The 14,685-nt window shown below is 70.9% G+C and carries 13 protein-coding genes and 1 tRNA gene; 2 read left to right on the top strand and 12 right to left on the bottom strand.

Annotated elements, in window-relative coordinates; all coding sequences use genetic code 11:
* Positions 1–22 precede the first annotated feature (22 nt).
* From DEJ21_RS02670 to polA, 5 genes are all read right to left on the bottom strand, one after another.
* Positions 23–1,066, bottom strand: a complete 1,044-nt coding sequence (locus tag DEJ21_RS02670) for a hypothetical protein (protein ID WP_111223625.1) — start codon at positions 1,064–1,066, stop codon at positions 23–25.
* Entirely contained in the window at positions 1,063–1,665 is a 603-nt protein-coding gene (gene coaE, locus DEJ21_RS02665; RefSeq protein WP_111223624.1) for a dephospho-CoA kinase, read from the bottom strand. Before coaE ends, DEJ21_RS02670 begins: the two co-directional genes overlap by 4 nt.
* Before the next feature lie 92 nt (positions 1,666–1,757).
* Complete coding sequence (rpsA, locus tag DEJ21_RS02660; protein WP_111223623.1) at positions 1,758–3,233, bottom strand: 30S ribosomal protein S1; 1,476 nt, start codon at positions 3,231–3,233, stop codon at positions 1,758–1,760.
* Positions 3,234–3,391: 158 nt separating this feature from the next.
* Positions 3,392–5,071, bottom strand: a complete 1,680-nt coding sequence (locus DEJ21_RS02655) for a DUF885 domain-containing protein (protein ID WP_111223622.1) — start codon at positions 5,069–5,071, stop codon at positions 3,392–3,394.
* Between the two features lie 50 nt (positions 5,072–5,121).
* Positions 5,122–7,764 (bottom strand): DNA polymerase I, encoded by a 2,643-nt coding sequence (gene polA / locus DEJ21_RS02650; protein WP_258374848.1) that lies wholly within the window; start codon positions 7,762–7,764, stop codon positions 5,122–5,124.
* A gap of 128 nt (positions 7,765–7,892) precedes the next feature.
* Here polA and DEJ21_RS02645 point away from each other — a divergent pair, with 128 nt between their 5' ends.
* A complete protein-coding gene (locus DEJ21_RS02645) occupies positions 7,893–8,261 on the top strand; it encodes a PaaI family thioesterase (protein WP_051596794.1) in 369 nt (122 codons plus the stop codon).
* A gap of 16 nt (positions 8,262–8,277) precedes the next feature.
* Here the strand turns inward: DEJ21_RS02645 and DEJ21_RS02640 are convergent, their stop codons facing one another.
* The 6 genes from DEJ21_RS02640 to DEJ21_RS02615 form a co-directional block, all read right to left on the bottom strand.
* Positions 8,278–8,748 carry a GNAT family N-acetyltransferase gene (locus DEJ21_RS02640; RefSeq protein ID WP_111109880.1) on the bottom strand — a complete coding sequence of 157 codons (471 nt, stop codon included), beginning with the start codon at positions 8,746–8,748 and terminating at the stop codon, positions 8,278–8,280.
* Between the two features lie 109 nt (positions 8,749–8,857).
* A complete protein-coding gene (locus tag DEJ21_RS02635) occupies positions 8,858–9,463 on the bottom strand; it encodes an ANTAR domain-containing response regulator (RefSeq protein ID WP_017887240.1) in 606 nt (201 codons plus the stop codon).
* 73 nt (positions 9,464–9,536) lie between these two features.
* A tRNA-Leu gene (locus DEJ21_RS02630) sits at positions 9,537–9,621 on the bottom strand.
* Positions 9,622–9,676: 55 nt separating this feature from the next.
* Positions 9,677–10,846: a helix-turn-helix domain-containing protein gene (locus tag DEJ21_RS02625; protein ID WP_111223620.1), complete on the bottom strand. Its 1,170-nt coding sequence runs from the start codon at positions 10,844–10,846 to the stop codon at positions 9,677–9,679.
* Between the two features lie 52 nt (positions 10,847–10,898).
* A complete protein-coding gene (locus DEJ21_RS02620; RefSeq protein WP_111223619.1) occupies positions 10,899–11,297 on the bottom strand; it encodes a DUF779 domain-containing protein in 399 nt (132 codons plus the stop codon).
* On the bottom strand, positions 11,297–12,838 hold the full coding sequence (locus DEJ21_RS02615) for an aldehyde dehydrogenase family protein (protein ID WP_071403735.1): 1,542 nt from the start codon (positions 12,836–12,838) through the stop codon (positions 11,297–11,299). Before DEJ21_RS02615 ends, DEJ21_RS02620 begins: the two co-directional genes overlap by 1 nt.
* Positions 12,839–12,989: 151 nt before the next feature.
* Between DEJ21_RS02615 and DEJ21_RS02610 the strand changes: the two genes are divergently transcribed.
* Entirely contained in the window at positions 12,990–13,529 is a 540-nt protein-coding gene (locus tag DEJ21_RS02610; protein ID WP_181435756.1) for an HdeD family acid-resistance protein, read from the top strand.
* Here DEJ21_RS02610 and DEJ21_RS02605 read toward each other — a convergent pair.
* The gene (locus DEJ21_RS02605; protein WP_111223618.1) at positions 13,526–14,620 is read right to left on the bottom strand and encodes a VIT1/CCC1 transporter family protein; all 1,095 of its coding nucleotides are present in this window, start codon (positions 14,618–14,620) and stop codon (positions 13,526–13,528) included. The two genes, DEJ21_RS02610 and DEJ21_RS02605, sit on opposite strands and share 4 nt — an antisense overlap.
* Between the last annotated feature and the right edge of the window lie 65 nt (positions 14,621–14,685).

Here is a 14,685-nt window from a genome sequence, read left to right as displayed (position 1 = left end):
GCAGGAAGGCTATTGCGCGACGCTATGAGCGGTCGGAGGGAAGAGCGGGATCTGTGGAGAACCGGTGCAGCATCCACTGCCACAGCGGGAGCATCCGGGGGACGCCGTCGCGGGTGAGCGGCGTCGAGTCCTTGATGATCAGGGAGTGTGCCTTGCCCTCGCCGCCGAGGTCGGTGAGGATCGCGTGCGGGTCCGCTCCGGCGACGGGCGGTGCGGTGTCCGTCTCGAACGGCCCGGACACACCGCTCAGCCCGAGGACGTCCCACGAACCGGTGATGCGGGGGCCGAACGTGTCACGGACGTCGTCGATGGCGTACATCCGGTCCACCGGTGTCCGGCCCGGGCGGTCCATCCACGCTGCGTGTGCCGGCCCGCGGGACTCGACGGGTGACGAGAACATCAGCGCGCCGTGGACACTGCGGATGTGGGCGATGTACGCCGCCTCTCCGCCGCCCTGCGAGTGCCCGGCCACGACGATGTCGTCCCAGACGATGCGGTCGTCGCCCTGGACGAACCGCCCCCAGCCGCCGTCGGGGTCGTGGTCGTCGAGGTACGCGACGGCGTCCCGGAAGCGCGAGACGATCGACCCGGCCGGACTGACCGCGCTGAACGCCGAGGGCCGCGTGCCGTCGAAGCGGTTCCGCTGCACCATGCCGTAGCAGCGTGCGTTCGCTTCACACGTGCCGGACAGGGTGCGGCCGAGGTTCCAGTAGTCGAGGCCGAGCACGTGGTACCCGTCGGCCAGGGCTGCTCCGAGGAAGCGCTGGTACTCCGCCGGACGGGATCGGGTCGCCGGCAGGAACAGCAGGAGCGGACCGTCAGCCGAGGTGCGCGCGGCGAAGTCGTCGCGGTTCGGGGTGAGCCGCTCACCGTTCACGGTTCCGAGCCGGAACCGGTGGAACTCCCCCTCGGGCCCGTGTTCGTCACCCGACGGCCGTTCGTGCACCGCGACGCGGCCGTTGTCCGCCACTCGCTGGGCACCGAGGACGTTCGCGGCGACGAGCGAGGCGGCCCCGATCGCCACGAGGACGAGCGCGGCGAGGATCAGCACCAGGCGGTGGTTCATGGAGTGATCCGCGCCCACACCTCGTCAGCGGAGTGGATCGTCTGCTCGAGCGTCCCGGTGGCGTCGACGACGTGGTCGGCGAGGGCGAGACGATCGGCATCGCTCGCCTGGGCGGCGACGCGGCGCTCGGCCTCGTCACGGGGCATCCCGCGGTGCGCGACGAGCCGTTCGATGCGCTGCGCCGCGGGGGCGTCGACCACCACGACCGCGTCGAACCGGAGCGGACGCGAGCCGCGAGCCTCGGCGAGCAACGGCACGTCGTAGACCACCACAGCGTCGGGGTCGGCGGCCTCGGCGGCGTCGAACGCCTGCTGCGCGAGCCGCCAGACCTCGGGGTGCGTGATGGCTTCGAGGTCCTTCCGCGCCGCGGGGTCCGCGAACACGATCGACCCGAGCGCCGGCCGGTCGAGCGAACCGTCGGCGGCGATCACCGACGGACCGAACCGCTCGGCGACCTGTGCCAGGCCCGGGCTGCCCGGTGCCACGGCGTCCCGCGCCAGTCGGTCGGCGTCGACGACGACGGCCCCGTGCTCGGCCCAGCGCCGGGAGACCGTCGACTTGCCCGCGGCGATGCCGCCCGTGAGTCCGATGATGTGCACGGCAACAGGGTAACGACCCCGATGCCCGGAAACGCCGGAAGCCCGGCACCCTGTCAGGGGTGCCGGGCTTCCGGTCGGGACGAACCGCTCGATCAGTTGTTGGTCGAGCTGAGCTTCTCGCGGAGTGCAGCGAGCGACGCGTCGTCGGCCAGGGGGCTCGCGCCACCCGTCTCGCCGGCGAACGACGAGGTCGACGACGACGAGGAAGCCGTGGCCGGGAGGTCGAAGCCACCCTGCGCCTCGTCGGCGATGGTCTTCGCGACCTGCGCCTTGTGGGCTTCCCAACGCCCCTGGGCGGCCGCGTACTGGCCCTCCCACTCGGTGCGCTGCGTGTCGTAGCCCTCGAGCCACTCGTTGGTCTCCGGGTCGAAGCCCTCGGGGTACTTGTAGTCACCCTTGTCGTCGTACTCGGTCGGCATGCCGTAGAGCGCCGGGTCGAACTCGTCGCTCTCCGGGTCGACGCCCTCGTTCGCCTGCTTGAGGCTGAGCGAGATGCGGCGACGGTCGAGGTCGATGTCGATGATCTTGACGAAGACCTCGTCGTTGACCGACACGACCTGCTCGGCGAGCTCGACGTGCTTGTTCGAGAGCTCCGAGATGTGCACGAGGCCCTCGATGCCGTCGGCAACGCGGACGAAGGCACCGAACGGGACGAGCTTCGTGACCTTGCCCGGTGCGATCTGACCGATCGCGTGGGTGCGGGCGAAGACCTGCCACGGGTCCTCCTGCGTCGCCTTGAGCGAGAGCGACACGCGCTCGCGGTCCAGGTCGACCTCGAGGATCTCGACGGTGACTTCCTGACCGACCTCGACGACCTCGCTGGCGTGCTCGATGTGCTTCCAGCTGAGCTCGGAGACGTGGACGAGACCGTCGACGCCACCGAGGTCCACGAACGCACCGAAGTTGACGATCGAGGACACGATGCCCTTGCGGACCTGGCCCTTGTGGAGGTTGTTGAGGAACGTCGTCCGGGACTCGGACTGCGTCTGCTCGAGGAGCGCACGGCGCGACAGGACCACGTTGTTGCGGTTCTTGTCGAGCTCGAGGATCTTCGCCTCGATCTCCTGGCCGAGGTACGGCGTCAGGTCGCGGACACGACGGAGCTCGATGAGCGAGGCGGGGAGGAAGCCACGGAGGCCGATGTCGACGATGAGACCGCCCTTGACGACCTCGATGACCGTCCCGGTCACGACGCCGTCGGACTCCTTGATCTTCTCGACGTCGCCCCACGCACGCTCGTACTGCGCGCGCTTCTTCGACAGGATGAGGCGGCCTTCCTTGTCCTCCTTCTGGAGAACCAGGGCCTCGACCTCGTCGCCGACCTCGACGACCTCGTTGGGGTCGACGTCGTGCTTGATCGAGAGCTCGCGCGAGGGGATGACGCCCTCGGTCTTGTAACCGACGTCGAGGAGGACCTCGTCGCGGTCGATCTTCACGACGGTGCCGGAGATGAGATCACCGTCGTTGAAGAACTTCAGGGTCTTCTCGACCTCGGCCAGGAAGTCATCAGCCGAACCGATGTCGTTGACGGCGACCTGCTTAGGAGCCTTGGTCGTAGTGGTTGTCATGTAGAGATTGCTCCGAACGGACATGAGTCGGGCCATGGCGTGCGGGGACTCGGCCCCCGTGGTGCACCGCCGTGGCGATTGATTGAGTGGCGCGGATTGCGCCGCACAAGTCTAACCGCACCGGCGGAGGCCCCACAACCGGGCGTGTCGACGGCGCGTCACCCGACCAGCGCGGTCCGCAGGGTGTCGAGCCCGATGCCGCCGAGCGAGAGCGCACGGTGGTGGAACGCCTTCAGGTCGAAGTCGGCTCCCTCGCGGGCGGCGACCTCGTCGCGGATGGACTCCCAGACGCGCTGACCCACCTTGTACGAGGGGGCCTGGCCCGGCCACCCGAAGTACCGGGCGACCTCGAACCGGACGAACGCCGGGTCCATGTTCACGTTCTGCCCCATGAAGTCGAGCGCGTACTCCCACGTCCAGCCGCCGCCGTCGGGGTTCGTCTTCTGCAGGTGCACGCCGATGTCGAGCACGACGCGGGCCGCACGCATCCGCTGCCCGTCGAGCATGCCGAGCCGGTCGCCGTCGTCGTCGAGGAACCCGAGCTGCTCCATCAGCCGTTCGGCGTACAGCGCCCAGCCCTCGACGTGCCCGGACGACCCGGACAGCTGCCGGCGCCACGTGTTCAGCTCGCCGCGGTTGTAGACGCCCTGGCTGATCTGCAGGTGGTGTCCGGGGACACCCTCGTGGTAGACCGTCGTCTTCTCGCGCCAGGTGCCGAACTCGGTGACGCCCTCGGGCACGGACCACCACATGCGGCCGGCACGGGAGAAGTCGTCGGAGGGGCCGCTGTAGTAGATGCCGCCCTCCTGGGTCGGGGCGATCCGGCACTCCAGGCGACGGATCGGGTCCGGGATGTCGAAGTAGGTCCCGGCCATGGCGGCGATCGACGCGTCGCTCGTCTCCTGCATCCACCGCTGCAGCGCGTCGGTGCCGTGCAGGATCCGGGACGGGTCGGTGTCGAGCACCTCGATCGCACGGGCGACGCTCGCACCGGACTCGATGCGGTCGGCGATGCGCTCCTGCTCGTCCCGCATGCGCGCGAGTTCCTCGAGGCCCCACTCGTACGTCTCGTCGAGGTCGACGACCGCCCCGAGGAACCGGCGCGAGTGCAGCTCGTAGGCCTCGCGACCGACGGCGTCGACGGGGGTGGCGAGCGGCAGCAGCTCGTGCTCCAGGAACTGTCCGAACGAGCGGTAGGCCGCCGCGGCGACCTCGGCACCGCGGTGCAGGTCGGCTCGGAGCGCCTCCGGCACGGGAACGTCGCCCTCGAACGCGGCGGAGTCGGCCAGCTGACGGAACATCCCGCCGTCGGCGCCGGTGCGCGCCGCCTGCTCGGCGATGAGCGCGACCTGGCGCTTCGCCGGGGTGACGTCCTCGCGGGTGCCCTCGAGCAGGGTCTCGCGGATGCCCTCGAGCGCGTCGGGCAGCGCGTGCAGCCGGCTCGCGATGTCCTGCCAGTCACCCTCGGTCGCGGTCGGCATCAGGTCGATGATCTCGCGGACCGACTGCGCCGGGCTCGCGATGACGTTGAGGTCGCGGAGGTGCAGCTTGCGCTCGTACGACTCCTGGATCAGGTCCAGCTCGGCGCCGAGGTCGGCCTTCGTCACCTGGTCCACGGAGTCGACGGCGGGAGCAGCGTCGAGCGCACGCTTCGCACCGCGCGCGGCCTCGGCCATCGCGGCGGCACCGGCGGGCGAGGTGTCGCCGTACTCCCCCGTGCGCCCCGGGACGCCGATGTACGTGGCGGTCGTGGGGTCGAGGTCGACGAGGGTGGTGACCCAGTCCTCGGCGACGCGGTCGACGGCGGACGGCTGGCGGACAGGACGCTCTTCGCTCATGCCCCGACCCTACCGACCCTCGGGTCGACAGGGCCCCCGGGCCGCCCGGGTCAGTGGGCGGCGCTCTCCCAGTTCGGCCCCACGCCGACCGAGACGTCGAGCGGGACGCTCAGCTCGGCGGCGCTGCCCATCCGGGTGCGGAGGATCTCCTCGACACGCTCCTGCTCCCCGGGCGCGACCTCGAGGATGAGCTCGTCGTGCACCTGGAGCAGCAGGTGCGACTGCAGCTCGCCGTCGCGCAGGTCGTCGGCGACCCCGAGCATCGCGATCTTGATGATGTCCGCGGCCGAACCCTGGATCGGGGCGTTCAGCGCGGCGCGTTCGGCGTTCTCGCGCAGGACCCGGTTCGGGCTCTTCAGGTCGGGGAACGGGCGGCGGCGTCCGAAGATCGTCTCGGTGTAGCCGTCCTCGCGCGCCTGCTCGACGACGTTGCGCAGGTAGTCGCGCACCGCACCGAAGCGGGCGAAGTACTCGGTCATCAGGGTGCGGGCCTCGGACTGCTCGATGCGCAGCTGCTTCGACAGACCGAAGGCGCTCAACCCGTAGGCCAGGCCGTAGGACATCGCCTTGACCTTGGTGCGCATCTCGTTGGAGACCTCGGACGGGTCGACGCCGAACACCCGGGCGCCGACGAAGCGGTGCAGGTCCTCGCCCTCGTTGAAGGCCTGGATCAGGCCCGGGTCGCCGGAGAGGTGCGCCATGATCCGCATCTCGATCTGCGAGTAGTCGGCGGTGACGAGCGTCGTGTACGGCTCGGCCACCGCGAACGCCGACCGGATCCGGCGACCGACGGCCGTCTTCACCGGGATGTTCTGCAGGTTCGGGTCGGTCGACGAGACCCGGCCGGTGCTCGTGCCGGTCTGCTCGTACCGGGTGTGGATGCGCCCGTCGACCACGGCGGCGTCGAGCGTGTCGACGATCTGCCGGAGCTTCGTGGCGTCGCGGTGCTGCAGCAGGAGACCGAGGAACGGGTGCGGGTGCTGTTCCTGCAGGTCGGCCAGGCTCGCGGCGTCGGTCGAGAACCCGGTCTTGGTCTTGCGGGTCTTCGGCATCGCGAGCTCGGTGAACAGGACTTCCTGCAGCTGCTTCGGCGACCCGAGGTTGACCTCGTGCCCGATCTCGGCGAAGGCCTGCTGCGCGAGTTCGGCGGCGCGCTCCCCCAGCTCCTTCGACAGGCCGGTGAGCACCGGGCGGTCGATGCCGACGCCGATGGTCTCCATGCCCGCGAGCACCGAGACGAGCGGCAGCTCGATGTCGTCGAGGACCTGCAGCGAGGACGCGTCGATCCGGGCGCGCAGGGCCGTGGTGACGCGGAGCACGAACCACGCGTGCACCCCGACGTTGACCGGGTCGGTCTCGGGGACCAGCTGGTTCGGGTCGGCCGTCGGCAGTTCTTCGCCGAGTTCTTGGTAGACGAGGTCGGACAGCGGCTGCCCCTGCTTGCCGGGCTGCGCGAGCCACCCCATGATCCGCGCGTCGCCGGCGATGCCGTTCACGACGAAGCCGGCGGTGCCGAGCACCTTGATGGCGGCCTTGGCGTCGTGGAAGTGCTTCGGCGCGTCGGAGGCGAACCAGGCCGAGAGCTGCTCGTAGTCCTTCGCGCCGCTGCCGCCCGGTACCAGCACGGCGTCGTCGTGGGTCGCGATGCCGATGGCGCTGAGGCGTCCGTCGATGACCTCGACCGCGACGCCGTAGCCGTTCGCCGCCTCGGTCGCGTTGCGGCGCTCGAGCCAGTAGCCGAGCTCTTCGTCGATCAGGGTCTTGACGGGCGGCGGGGTCGGCGCGCCGTCGGCGACGGCACCCTCGGCCGCGGGCTCGGCGGGGTCGCCCGACCCGGCGACCTTGAAGACGCGATCGAGCAGCGTGCGGAACTGCAGCTTGGCGAAGAGCTCGCGCACCGCGGTCTCGTCGACGGGGCGGAGTGCGACGTCGGCGGGACCGACGGGCAGCTCGACGTCGGTGACCAGGCGGTTGAGCCGGCGGTTCCGGATCGCCCGGTCCTGCTGCTCGCGCAGGTTGTTGCCGACGACGCCCTTGATCTCGTCGGCGTGCTCGAGGACGCCCTCGAGCGACCCGTACTGGGTCACCCACTTGACCGCCGTCTTCTCGCCGACCTTGTCGATGCCGATCAGGTTGTCGCTGGTCTCGCCGACGAGTGCGGCGATGTCCGGGTACTGGTGGGGCTCGATGCCGTAGCGCTCGTAGACCTTGTCGCGGTCGTAGCGGGTGAGTTCCGAGACACCGCGGACGGACGGGTAGAGCAGCGTGACGTCGTCGTTGACGAGCTGGATCGAGTCGCGGTCACCGGAGACCACGTAGACCGTGAAGCCCTGGTCGGCGCCCTGCTTGGAGAGGGTCGCGAGGATGTCGTCGGCCTCGTAGTCCTCTTTCGTGACGGTGGTGATGCCCATCGCCTCGAGCGCCTGCTGCAGGAGCGGGATCTGGCCCTTGAACTCGGCCGGGGTCTCGGAGCGGGTGCCCTTGTACTCGGCGTACTCACGCGTTCGGAACGAGAACCGGGAGATGTCGAACGCCACCGCCAGGTGGGTGGGCTTCTCGCGCTGCAGGAGCATCAGCAGCATCGAGATGAAGCCGTGGATCGCGTTGGTGTGCTGCCCCTCGCGGTTCACGAAGCTGTCGACCGGCAGCGCGTAGAAGGCCCGGAAGGCGAGCGAGTGGCCGTCGATGACCATGAGGGTAGGCTTTGCGGAGTCCGACACCCGGACAGCCTACCGACGCCCGCTGACACGGAAGGTCGACGCAGACCGTGACCGACGACACCGCATCGACCACGATCGATCCCCGCCTCGACGAACGCGGCATGGGCGAGCTGGCCGAGAAGATGGGCATGGTCATCACCGAGCTCTCGGCCGAGCGCGCGGTCGGTTCGATCCCCGTCGAGGGCAACCGCCAGCCGGTCGGCCTGCTGCACGGCGGCGCCTACGTCGTCCTCGCGGAGAGCCTCGGTTCGATGGCCGCGAACGTGCACGCCGGGCCCGGCCGCTACGCCGTCGGCATCGAGCTCAGCGCCTCGCACTCCCGCAGCGCCACGAGTGGCATCGTCACGGGCACGTGCACCGCCATCCACCTGGGCGGCACGCTCACCACCCACGAGATCGTCCTGACCGACGACCAGGGTCGCCGGTGCTCCACCGTGCGGATCACGAACATGATCCGCGAGCGTCGCTGACCGACGGACCGACGGCTCAGTCCTCCGGCGGCCGCTGCAGCAGCAGGCGGGCGTCGCCGAACCCGAGCCTCCGGTAGAGACGCTCGCCGTCCACGCTCGAGTGCACCGACGTCCGCTCCACGCCGAGCTCGTCGGCGAGCTCGAGCAGGGCCGTGACGAGTCGTCCGGCGACGCCGGAACCCCGCAGCTCCGGGTGCACGTAGACCGTCTGCAGTTCAGCGGCGAACCGGTCACCGTCGACGTGCGGCGCCGGCGGTCGCGGGTGGACCGCCAGCCACGCCATGCCGAGCACCACACCGTCCCGCTCGGCGACCACGCACCGGTGCGACTCCCGGTGGCGGGCGGCGAAGTCCGTCATCGCCCTGCGGTACTCCTCCGGCGTCTGCACCGGCGAGCGGCCGTCCTCGTCGACGCTCCACCGCCACCGCAGGTCGGCCACCGCAGGCATGTCGTCAGGCCGGGAGGCCCGGATCACCACGTCGTCCATGCCTCCAGCCTGCCAGGTGGTCGCGGCACACGCCCCGCCCCCGGACGCAGGAACGCCGCCGACCCCAGGGGGTCCGGCGGCGTTCCGTGAGCGACGGTGGTGCGCTGGACTACTTCTTGGCGCTGAGCTGCTCGATGATCGCCTTCGCGACGTCGTGCATGGTCAGGCGGCGGTCCATCGAGGCCTTCTGGATCCAGCGGAACGCCTCGGGCTCGGTGAGGCCCATCTTCTCGTTCAGCAGGCCCTTGGCGCGGTCGACGAGCTTGCGGGTCTCGAAGCGCTCGACGAGGTCGGCGACCTCGGCTTCGAGCGTGATGATCTGCTGGTACCGCGAGAGGGCGATCTCGATCGCGGGGAGCAGGTCGTTCGGGGTGAAGGGCTTGACCACGTAGGCCAGCGCGCCGGCCTCGGTGGCACGCTCGACGAGGTCCTTCTGGCTGAACGCGGTCAGCAGGACGACGGGCGCGATGTGGTTCTTGGACAGCTTCTCGGCTGCGGAGATGCCGTCGAGCTGGGGCATCTTGACGTCCATCACGACGAGGTCGGGGCGGAGGTCGGTCGCGAGCTGGACGGCGGTCTCACCGTCACCGGCTTCACCGACCACGTCGAACCCGTTGTCGCGGAGGATCTCCACGATGTCGAGGCGGATGAGCGACTCGTCCTCGGCGACGACGACGCGACGGGGTGCTGGTGCTGTTGCTTCTGTGTCACTCACGGACGAAAGCCTACTAGACGACGGAAGTGCCGTATCCCAGACCACGCAGATCGATCAGTCGCAGATCGATGCTTGGTACGAGTGGCGGGACTTGAACCCGCACGCCGTGAGGCAGAGCATTTTGAGTGCCCCGTGTCTGCCGATTCCACCACACTCGCGAGGAGGCCAACACTACCAGCCCGACCCGCGCCTCCCGGCCCGTCGTCGACCGTCTCAGGAGCCCTCGAGCGCCTCGATCGCCGCCACGAGACCGGCCCGTCGCGGCGACCGCCGCGGCAGCACCGCGAGCAGCGCGCGCAGCACGAGCGCGTCGGTCGCACCGTCCGGTGTGCGCGCCCACGCGAGCAGGGCGTCGACGCCGCCGTCGGCGACGACCGACTCCCGGAACCGCAGCCGCACCAGGTCACGCACCGCGTCGACGCCGGGTGCGGCGGAGCCCGGCAGGACCGGTCCGGCGTACCGGTCGACGGCCTGGAGGCGCGCCCCGCGTTCGAGCGCGGACAGCACGCCGTCGACGTCGGTCCGGACCCCGGTCACCCGGTACGGCCGCGACGTCACGGTCACGTCCGGCGCGTGCTGCGCGAGGACCCGGCGCAGCCGGACGACCTCGGCGCGCAGCGTGACGACCGCGCCCGGATCACCGTAGACGGCGGCGGCGAGGTCGGTCGCCGCGAGGCCGTCGGGGTGCGCGGCGAGCACGACGAGCAGTTCGGAGTGCCGCGCAGACAGCTCGACCCGGCGGTCGGCGATCCGGAGCACGGCGGTGTCGGTCCCGAGCACGGTGAGCTCGGCCGACGGCACGCGGGGGGTCCGCGCGCGTGGGCGGACCGCGGCGAGGGCGAGCTGGGCCTCGGCGGCGGCGACCGTGGCGGCGAGCAGCGACAGCGTGTGCCGCTCGACGGCGCGGTCGTCGCCCGTCAGGTCGAGCACCCCGACGGTGGCACCGCTCACGTCGTGGACCGGGACGGCCGTGCACGAGAACGGCTTGACGGCGTTCGCGTAGTGCTCGTCGGACCGGATCTGCACCGGACGGTCGAGGCGCAGTGCCGTGCCGGGCGCGCTGGTGCCCACGCGGTCCTCCGACCAGTCGGCCCCGGGGACGAAGCCCATGTCCTCGGCCGCGCGACGCGTGGAGCGGGCGCCGTCGACCCAGACGAGACGGCCCGCGGCGTCCGCGACGGCGACGACGCACCCGGCCGAGCGGGAGTCGTCGAGCAGCAGCTGGCGGACCACCGGCAGCAGGGTGGCGAGGGGGCCGTCGTGCTGGACGGCGTCGAGTTCGTCGTCGCCGAGGGCGAGGACGGGGGTCGCGTCGGGATCGACCCGGGCGGACCGCTGCCACGACGCGGCGACGAGCGGGCGGAGCGGACCGGGTGCGCGCATGCGTCCTCCGATCGACCCCACCCGCCGCTCCGTCGCGACGCGTGCGGTCAGCCTACGTCCGGGCCCCCCGCGGGACCAGGCCGAGATCGGCGAGCTCGGCGTCGTCGAACATCCGCGACCGGGTGAGGAACCGCTTGCCCTCCGGGACCTCGACCGAGAACCCGCCGCCCCGACCGTCGACCACGTCGATCGTCAGGTGCGTGTACTTCCAGTACTCGAACTGCGACACCGACATGTAGACCTCGACCGGCTCGAGGCCGTCCACCTGCAACGCGCCGAGCAGGACGTCCCCCGGACCGGTCCGGAACATGCCGACGGGGTAGCACATCGGGCTCGAACCGTCGCAGCAGCCGCCGGACTGGTGGAACATCAGCGGGCCGTGCCGGGCGGTGAGGGTGTGCAGGAGCTCCCCCGCCGCCGGCGTCACCGCGACGCGTGCGGTGTCGGGCATCAGAAGAAGCCCATCGGTCCATCTGCGTAGGAGACGAGCAGGTTCTTCGTCTGCTGGTAGTGGTCGAGCATCATCTTGTGGTTCTCGCGCCCGATGCCGGACTGCTTGTAGCCGCCGAAGGCCGCACCCGCCGGGTACTGGTGGTACGTGTTCGACCACACGCGCCCGGCCTGGATGTCACGTCCGGCGCGGTACAGGGTCGTGACGTCCCGGCTCCACACCCCGGCGCCGAGCCCGTACAGGGTGTCGTTGGCCGTGGCGATCGCGTCGTCGTAGCCGCTGAAGGACGTCAGGGCGAGCACGGGCCCGAAGATCTCCTCCTGGAAGATCCGCATCGAGTTGTCGCCCTCGAACACCGTCGGCGTGACGTAGTAGCCGCCGGAGAGTTCGCCGCCCAGATCGGCGCGCTCGCCACCGGTCAGGAGCTTCGCGCCCTCCTGCTTGCCGATGTCGATGTAGCTCAGGATCTTCTCGAGCTGGTCGTTGGACGCCTGGGCACCGATCATCGTCGACAGGTCGAGCGGGTGTCCCTGCTTGACGGCACGGACGCGTTCCAGGCCGTCGGCGACGAACCCGTCGTAGATCTCCTTCGCCACGAGTGCCCGCGACGGACACGTGCAGACCTCGCCCTGGTTCAGGTTGAAGAACGTGAAGCCCTCGAGCGCCTTGTCGTAGAAGGAGTCCTTCTCGGCCGCCACGTCGGGGAAGAACACGTTCGGGCTCTTGCCGCCCAGCTCGAGCGTCACCGGGATGAGGCTCTGCGAGGCGTACTGCATGATCAGCCGCCCGGTCGTGGTCTCCCCCGTGAAGGCGATCTTCCGGATGTCGGGGTGCTGCGCGAGCGGTGCGCCGACCTCGATGCCGAAGCCGTTGACGACGTTGAGCACCCCGGCGGGCAGCAGGTCGCGGATGAGTTCGACGAGCACGTGGATGGACGCCGGGGTCTGCTCGGCGGGCTTCAGCACGACGCAGTTGCCGGCGGCGAGGGCCGGTGCGAGCTTCCACACCGCCATCAGGATCGGGAAGTTCCAGGGGATGATCTGCCCGACCACGCCGAGCGGCTCGTGGAAGTGGTAGGCCACGGTGTCGTGGTCGATCTCGCCGGCGGAGCCCTCCTGTGCGCGGATCGCCCCGGCGAAGTACCGGAAGTGGTCGATCGCGAGCGGGATGTCGGCGCCGAGGGTCTCGCGGATCGGCTTGCCGTTCTCCCACGTCTCGGCGACGGCGAGCATCTCGAGGTGCTCCTCCATGCGGTCCGCGATCTTGTTGAGGATGACGGCACGTTCAGCCGCGCTCGTCCGTCCCCAGGCCGGGAACGCCTTCCATCCGGCGGCGACGGCCCGGTCGACGTCCGTGGAGTCACCGCGGGCCACCTCGGTGAACACCTTGCCCGTGACGGGGGTGGGGTTCTCGAAGTACTGCCCGCTGGCAGACGGCACGTACTCGCCGCCGATGAAGTGGTCGTACCGGGATCGGTACTCGACCAGGGAGCCGGGCTCGCCGGGTGCGGCGTAGCTGGTGGGCGAGGGTGCGATGGTCATGGTGGTGCCCTTTCGACGACGCTGTCGGGGCGCACGGGTCGCGCGCCTGCTCCGCACGGTACGACCGCGGGAGTTGCAGGTCGTTGCACGGTCCGGGGCTCCGACGGGTAGCGTGCTGGACACCAGCGCTGGCGATCAGGGAGGAGCGCTCGTGGATTCTCGTGCCGTCAGGACGTTCCGGGTGTTCGTCGTCGTCACCGCCGTCGTCGCCATCGCACTGGGCATCGTGGCCATCGTCTGGCCCCGCCCGTCGCTCGTGCTCGTGGCGCTGCTGTTCGGCGTGTACCTCGTCGTGGCCGGAGCGCTCCGCGTCTTCGCCGCGGTGCGTGGGCACGGCACCCGGCCGGTGTGGCGGTGGACGTCCGGCATCGTCGGCGGCCTGGTCGCGGTCGCGGGGCTCGTGACCCTGCTCGACCCGGCGATCCCGCTCGTCGTCTACGCCGTGCTCGCCGGGGTCGGGTTCCTGATCGAGGGGGTCGCCGCGATCGTCGGCGGCTTGGTCGGCCACCCGGGGTCGTCACGCGTCCCGACGGTCGTCAGCGGCGTGCTGTCGATCATCGGGGGCATCGTCGTGCTCGTCGCGCCCGGACTCGCGCTGACCGTCTTCATGGTCTTCGCCGGCATCGCGCTCATCGTCGTCGGGGCCGCGACCCTGCTGCTCTTGCCGCCGCGCGCCGCCGTCCGCCGCTAGGCCGACCCGGTGCCGAAGAGCAGCCCGAGCGCGTAGGTGACGATCGCCGCACCGAACCCGATGGCGAGCTGCCGGAAGGCGCGCTTGCCCGGGGACGCTCCGCTCAGCACGCCGACGACCGCACCGGTGCCGAGCAGGGCGATGCCCACCAGCCCGCCGGCCACTGCGATCGCCGGCCACCCCTGCATGCCGAACAGGAACGGCAGCACCGGGATGATCGCGCCCGACGCGAAGAAGCAGAAGCTCGACACCGCGGCGCTCAGCCCGGTGCCGACCGCCTCGTGGTCGTCCGCGACCGCGGTCGAACCGGTCGCCGGCCGCCGCTCGCCGATGCCGGACAGCACCTGCGCGGCGTGCTCGGTCGCCTCGGCCTCGGACATCCCGCGCGCGCGGTACACCAGCGCGAGCTCGTTCGCGTCGACGTCGAGGTCCGACACCACCTTGCCGGCCTCGGGGTGCGGCGCGGACGCCTCGAGCAGTTCGCGCTGCGACCGGACGGAGACGTACTCCCCCGCCCCCATCGACAACGCGCCGGCGAGCAGGCCGGCGATGCCGCTCAGCAGCACGAAGTGCCGGTCGGCCCCGGAGGCACTGATGCCGATGATGAGCGCCAGGTTGGACACCAGGCCGTCGTTCGCGCCGAACACCGCCGCCCGGAACGTACCGGACAGCCGCATGCGGCCCCGGTTCGCGAGCCCGCGCACGACCTCGCCGTGGATCCGCTCGTCGGCGGCCATCCGCGCGGTCGCGTCGGAGTCGTCGGCGTACGGCGAGCGGTCCTCGGCGCGCTGCATGAGCGCGAGGACGAAGACCGACCCGAACCGCTTGGCCAGCACGGCGAGCACCCGGGTGCGAAGGCTCCCCCGCTGCGGCCGTCCGACGTCGTCGCCGAGCAGGTCGAGCCAGTGGTCGGCGTGGCGTCCCTCGGCCTCGGCCAGCGCGGCGAGGATCTCGCGCTCCTCGCCGGAACGGCGGGCAGCGAGATTGCGGTACACGGCCGCCTCGGCACGTTCGTCGGCCAGGTAGCGACGCCAGCGGCGGACGTCGGCGCGCGGCGCCGGGGTGTCGGATCGGAGGCTCACAGCGACCATCCTGCCGCCTGCGGCCGACGTCCGGTCACCACCAGGGCCGTGGAGACACGGCAGGGCGCGGACCG

It is taken from the genome of Curtobacterium sp. MCSS17_006, from assembly GCF_003234215.1.
GTDB lineage: Bacteria > Actinomycetota > Actinomycetes > Actinomycetales > Microbacteriaceae > Curtobacterium > Curtobacterium flaccumfaciens.
The sequence above is the reverse complement of the archived record's forward strand: the minus strand, read 5'-3'. Positions and strand labels throughout refer to the sequence as shown.

What these genes read in the sequence shown, in the direction of transcription:
- DEJ21_RS02670 (WP_111223625.1), bottom strand. Translation starts at nt 1,066, where the DNA reads ATGAACCACCGCCTGGTGCTGATCCTCGCCGCGCTCGTCCTCGTGGCG.
- rpsA (WP_111223623.1), bottom strand. Translation starts at nt 3,233, where the DNA reads ATGACAACCACTACGACCAAGGCTCCTAAGCAGGTCGCCGTCAACGAC.
- DEJ21_RS02655 (WP_111223622.1), bottom strand. Translation starts at nt 5,071, where the DNA reads ATGAGCGAAGAGCGTCCTGTCCGCCAGCCGTCCGCCGTCGACCGCGTC.
- polA (WP_258374848.1), bottom strand. Translation starts at nt 7,764, where the DNA reads ATGGTCATCGACGGCCACTCGCTCGCCTTCCGGGCCTTCTACGCGCTG.
- DEJ21_RS02645 (WP_051596794.1), top strand. Translation starts at nt 7,893, where the DNA reads ATGGGCGAGCTGGCCGAGAAGATGGGCATGGTCATCACCGAGCTCTCG.
- DEJ21_RS02640 (WP_111109880.1), bottom strand. Translation starts at nt 8,748, where the DNA reads ATGGACGACGTGGTGATCCGGGCCTCCCGGCCTGACGACATGCCTGCG.
- DEJ21_RS02625 (WP_111223620.1), bottom strand. Translation starts at nt 10,846, where the DNA reads ATGCGCGCACCCGGTCCGCTCCGCCCGCTCGTCGCCGCGTCGTGGCAG.
- DEJ21_RS02620 (WP_111223619.1), bottom strand. Translation starts at nt 11,297, where the DNA reads ATGCCCGACACCGCACGCGTCGCGGTGACGCCGGCGGCGGGGGAGCTC.
- DEJ21_RS02615 (WP_071403735.1), bottom strand. Translation starts at nt 12,838, where the DNA reads ATGACCATCGCACCCTCGCCCACCAGCTACGCCGCACCCGGCGAGCCC.
- DEJ21_RS02605 (WP_111223618.1), bottom strand. Translation starts at nt 14,620, where the DNA reads ATGGTCGCTGTGAGCCTCCGATCCGACACCCCGGCGCCGCGCGCCGAC.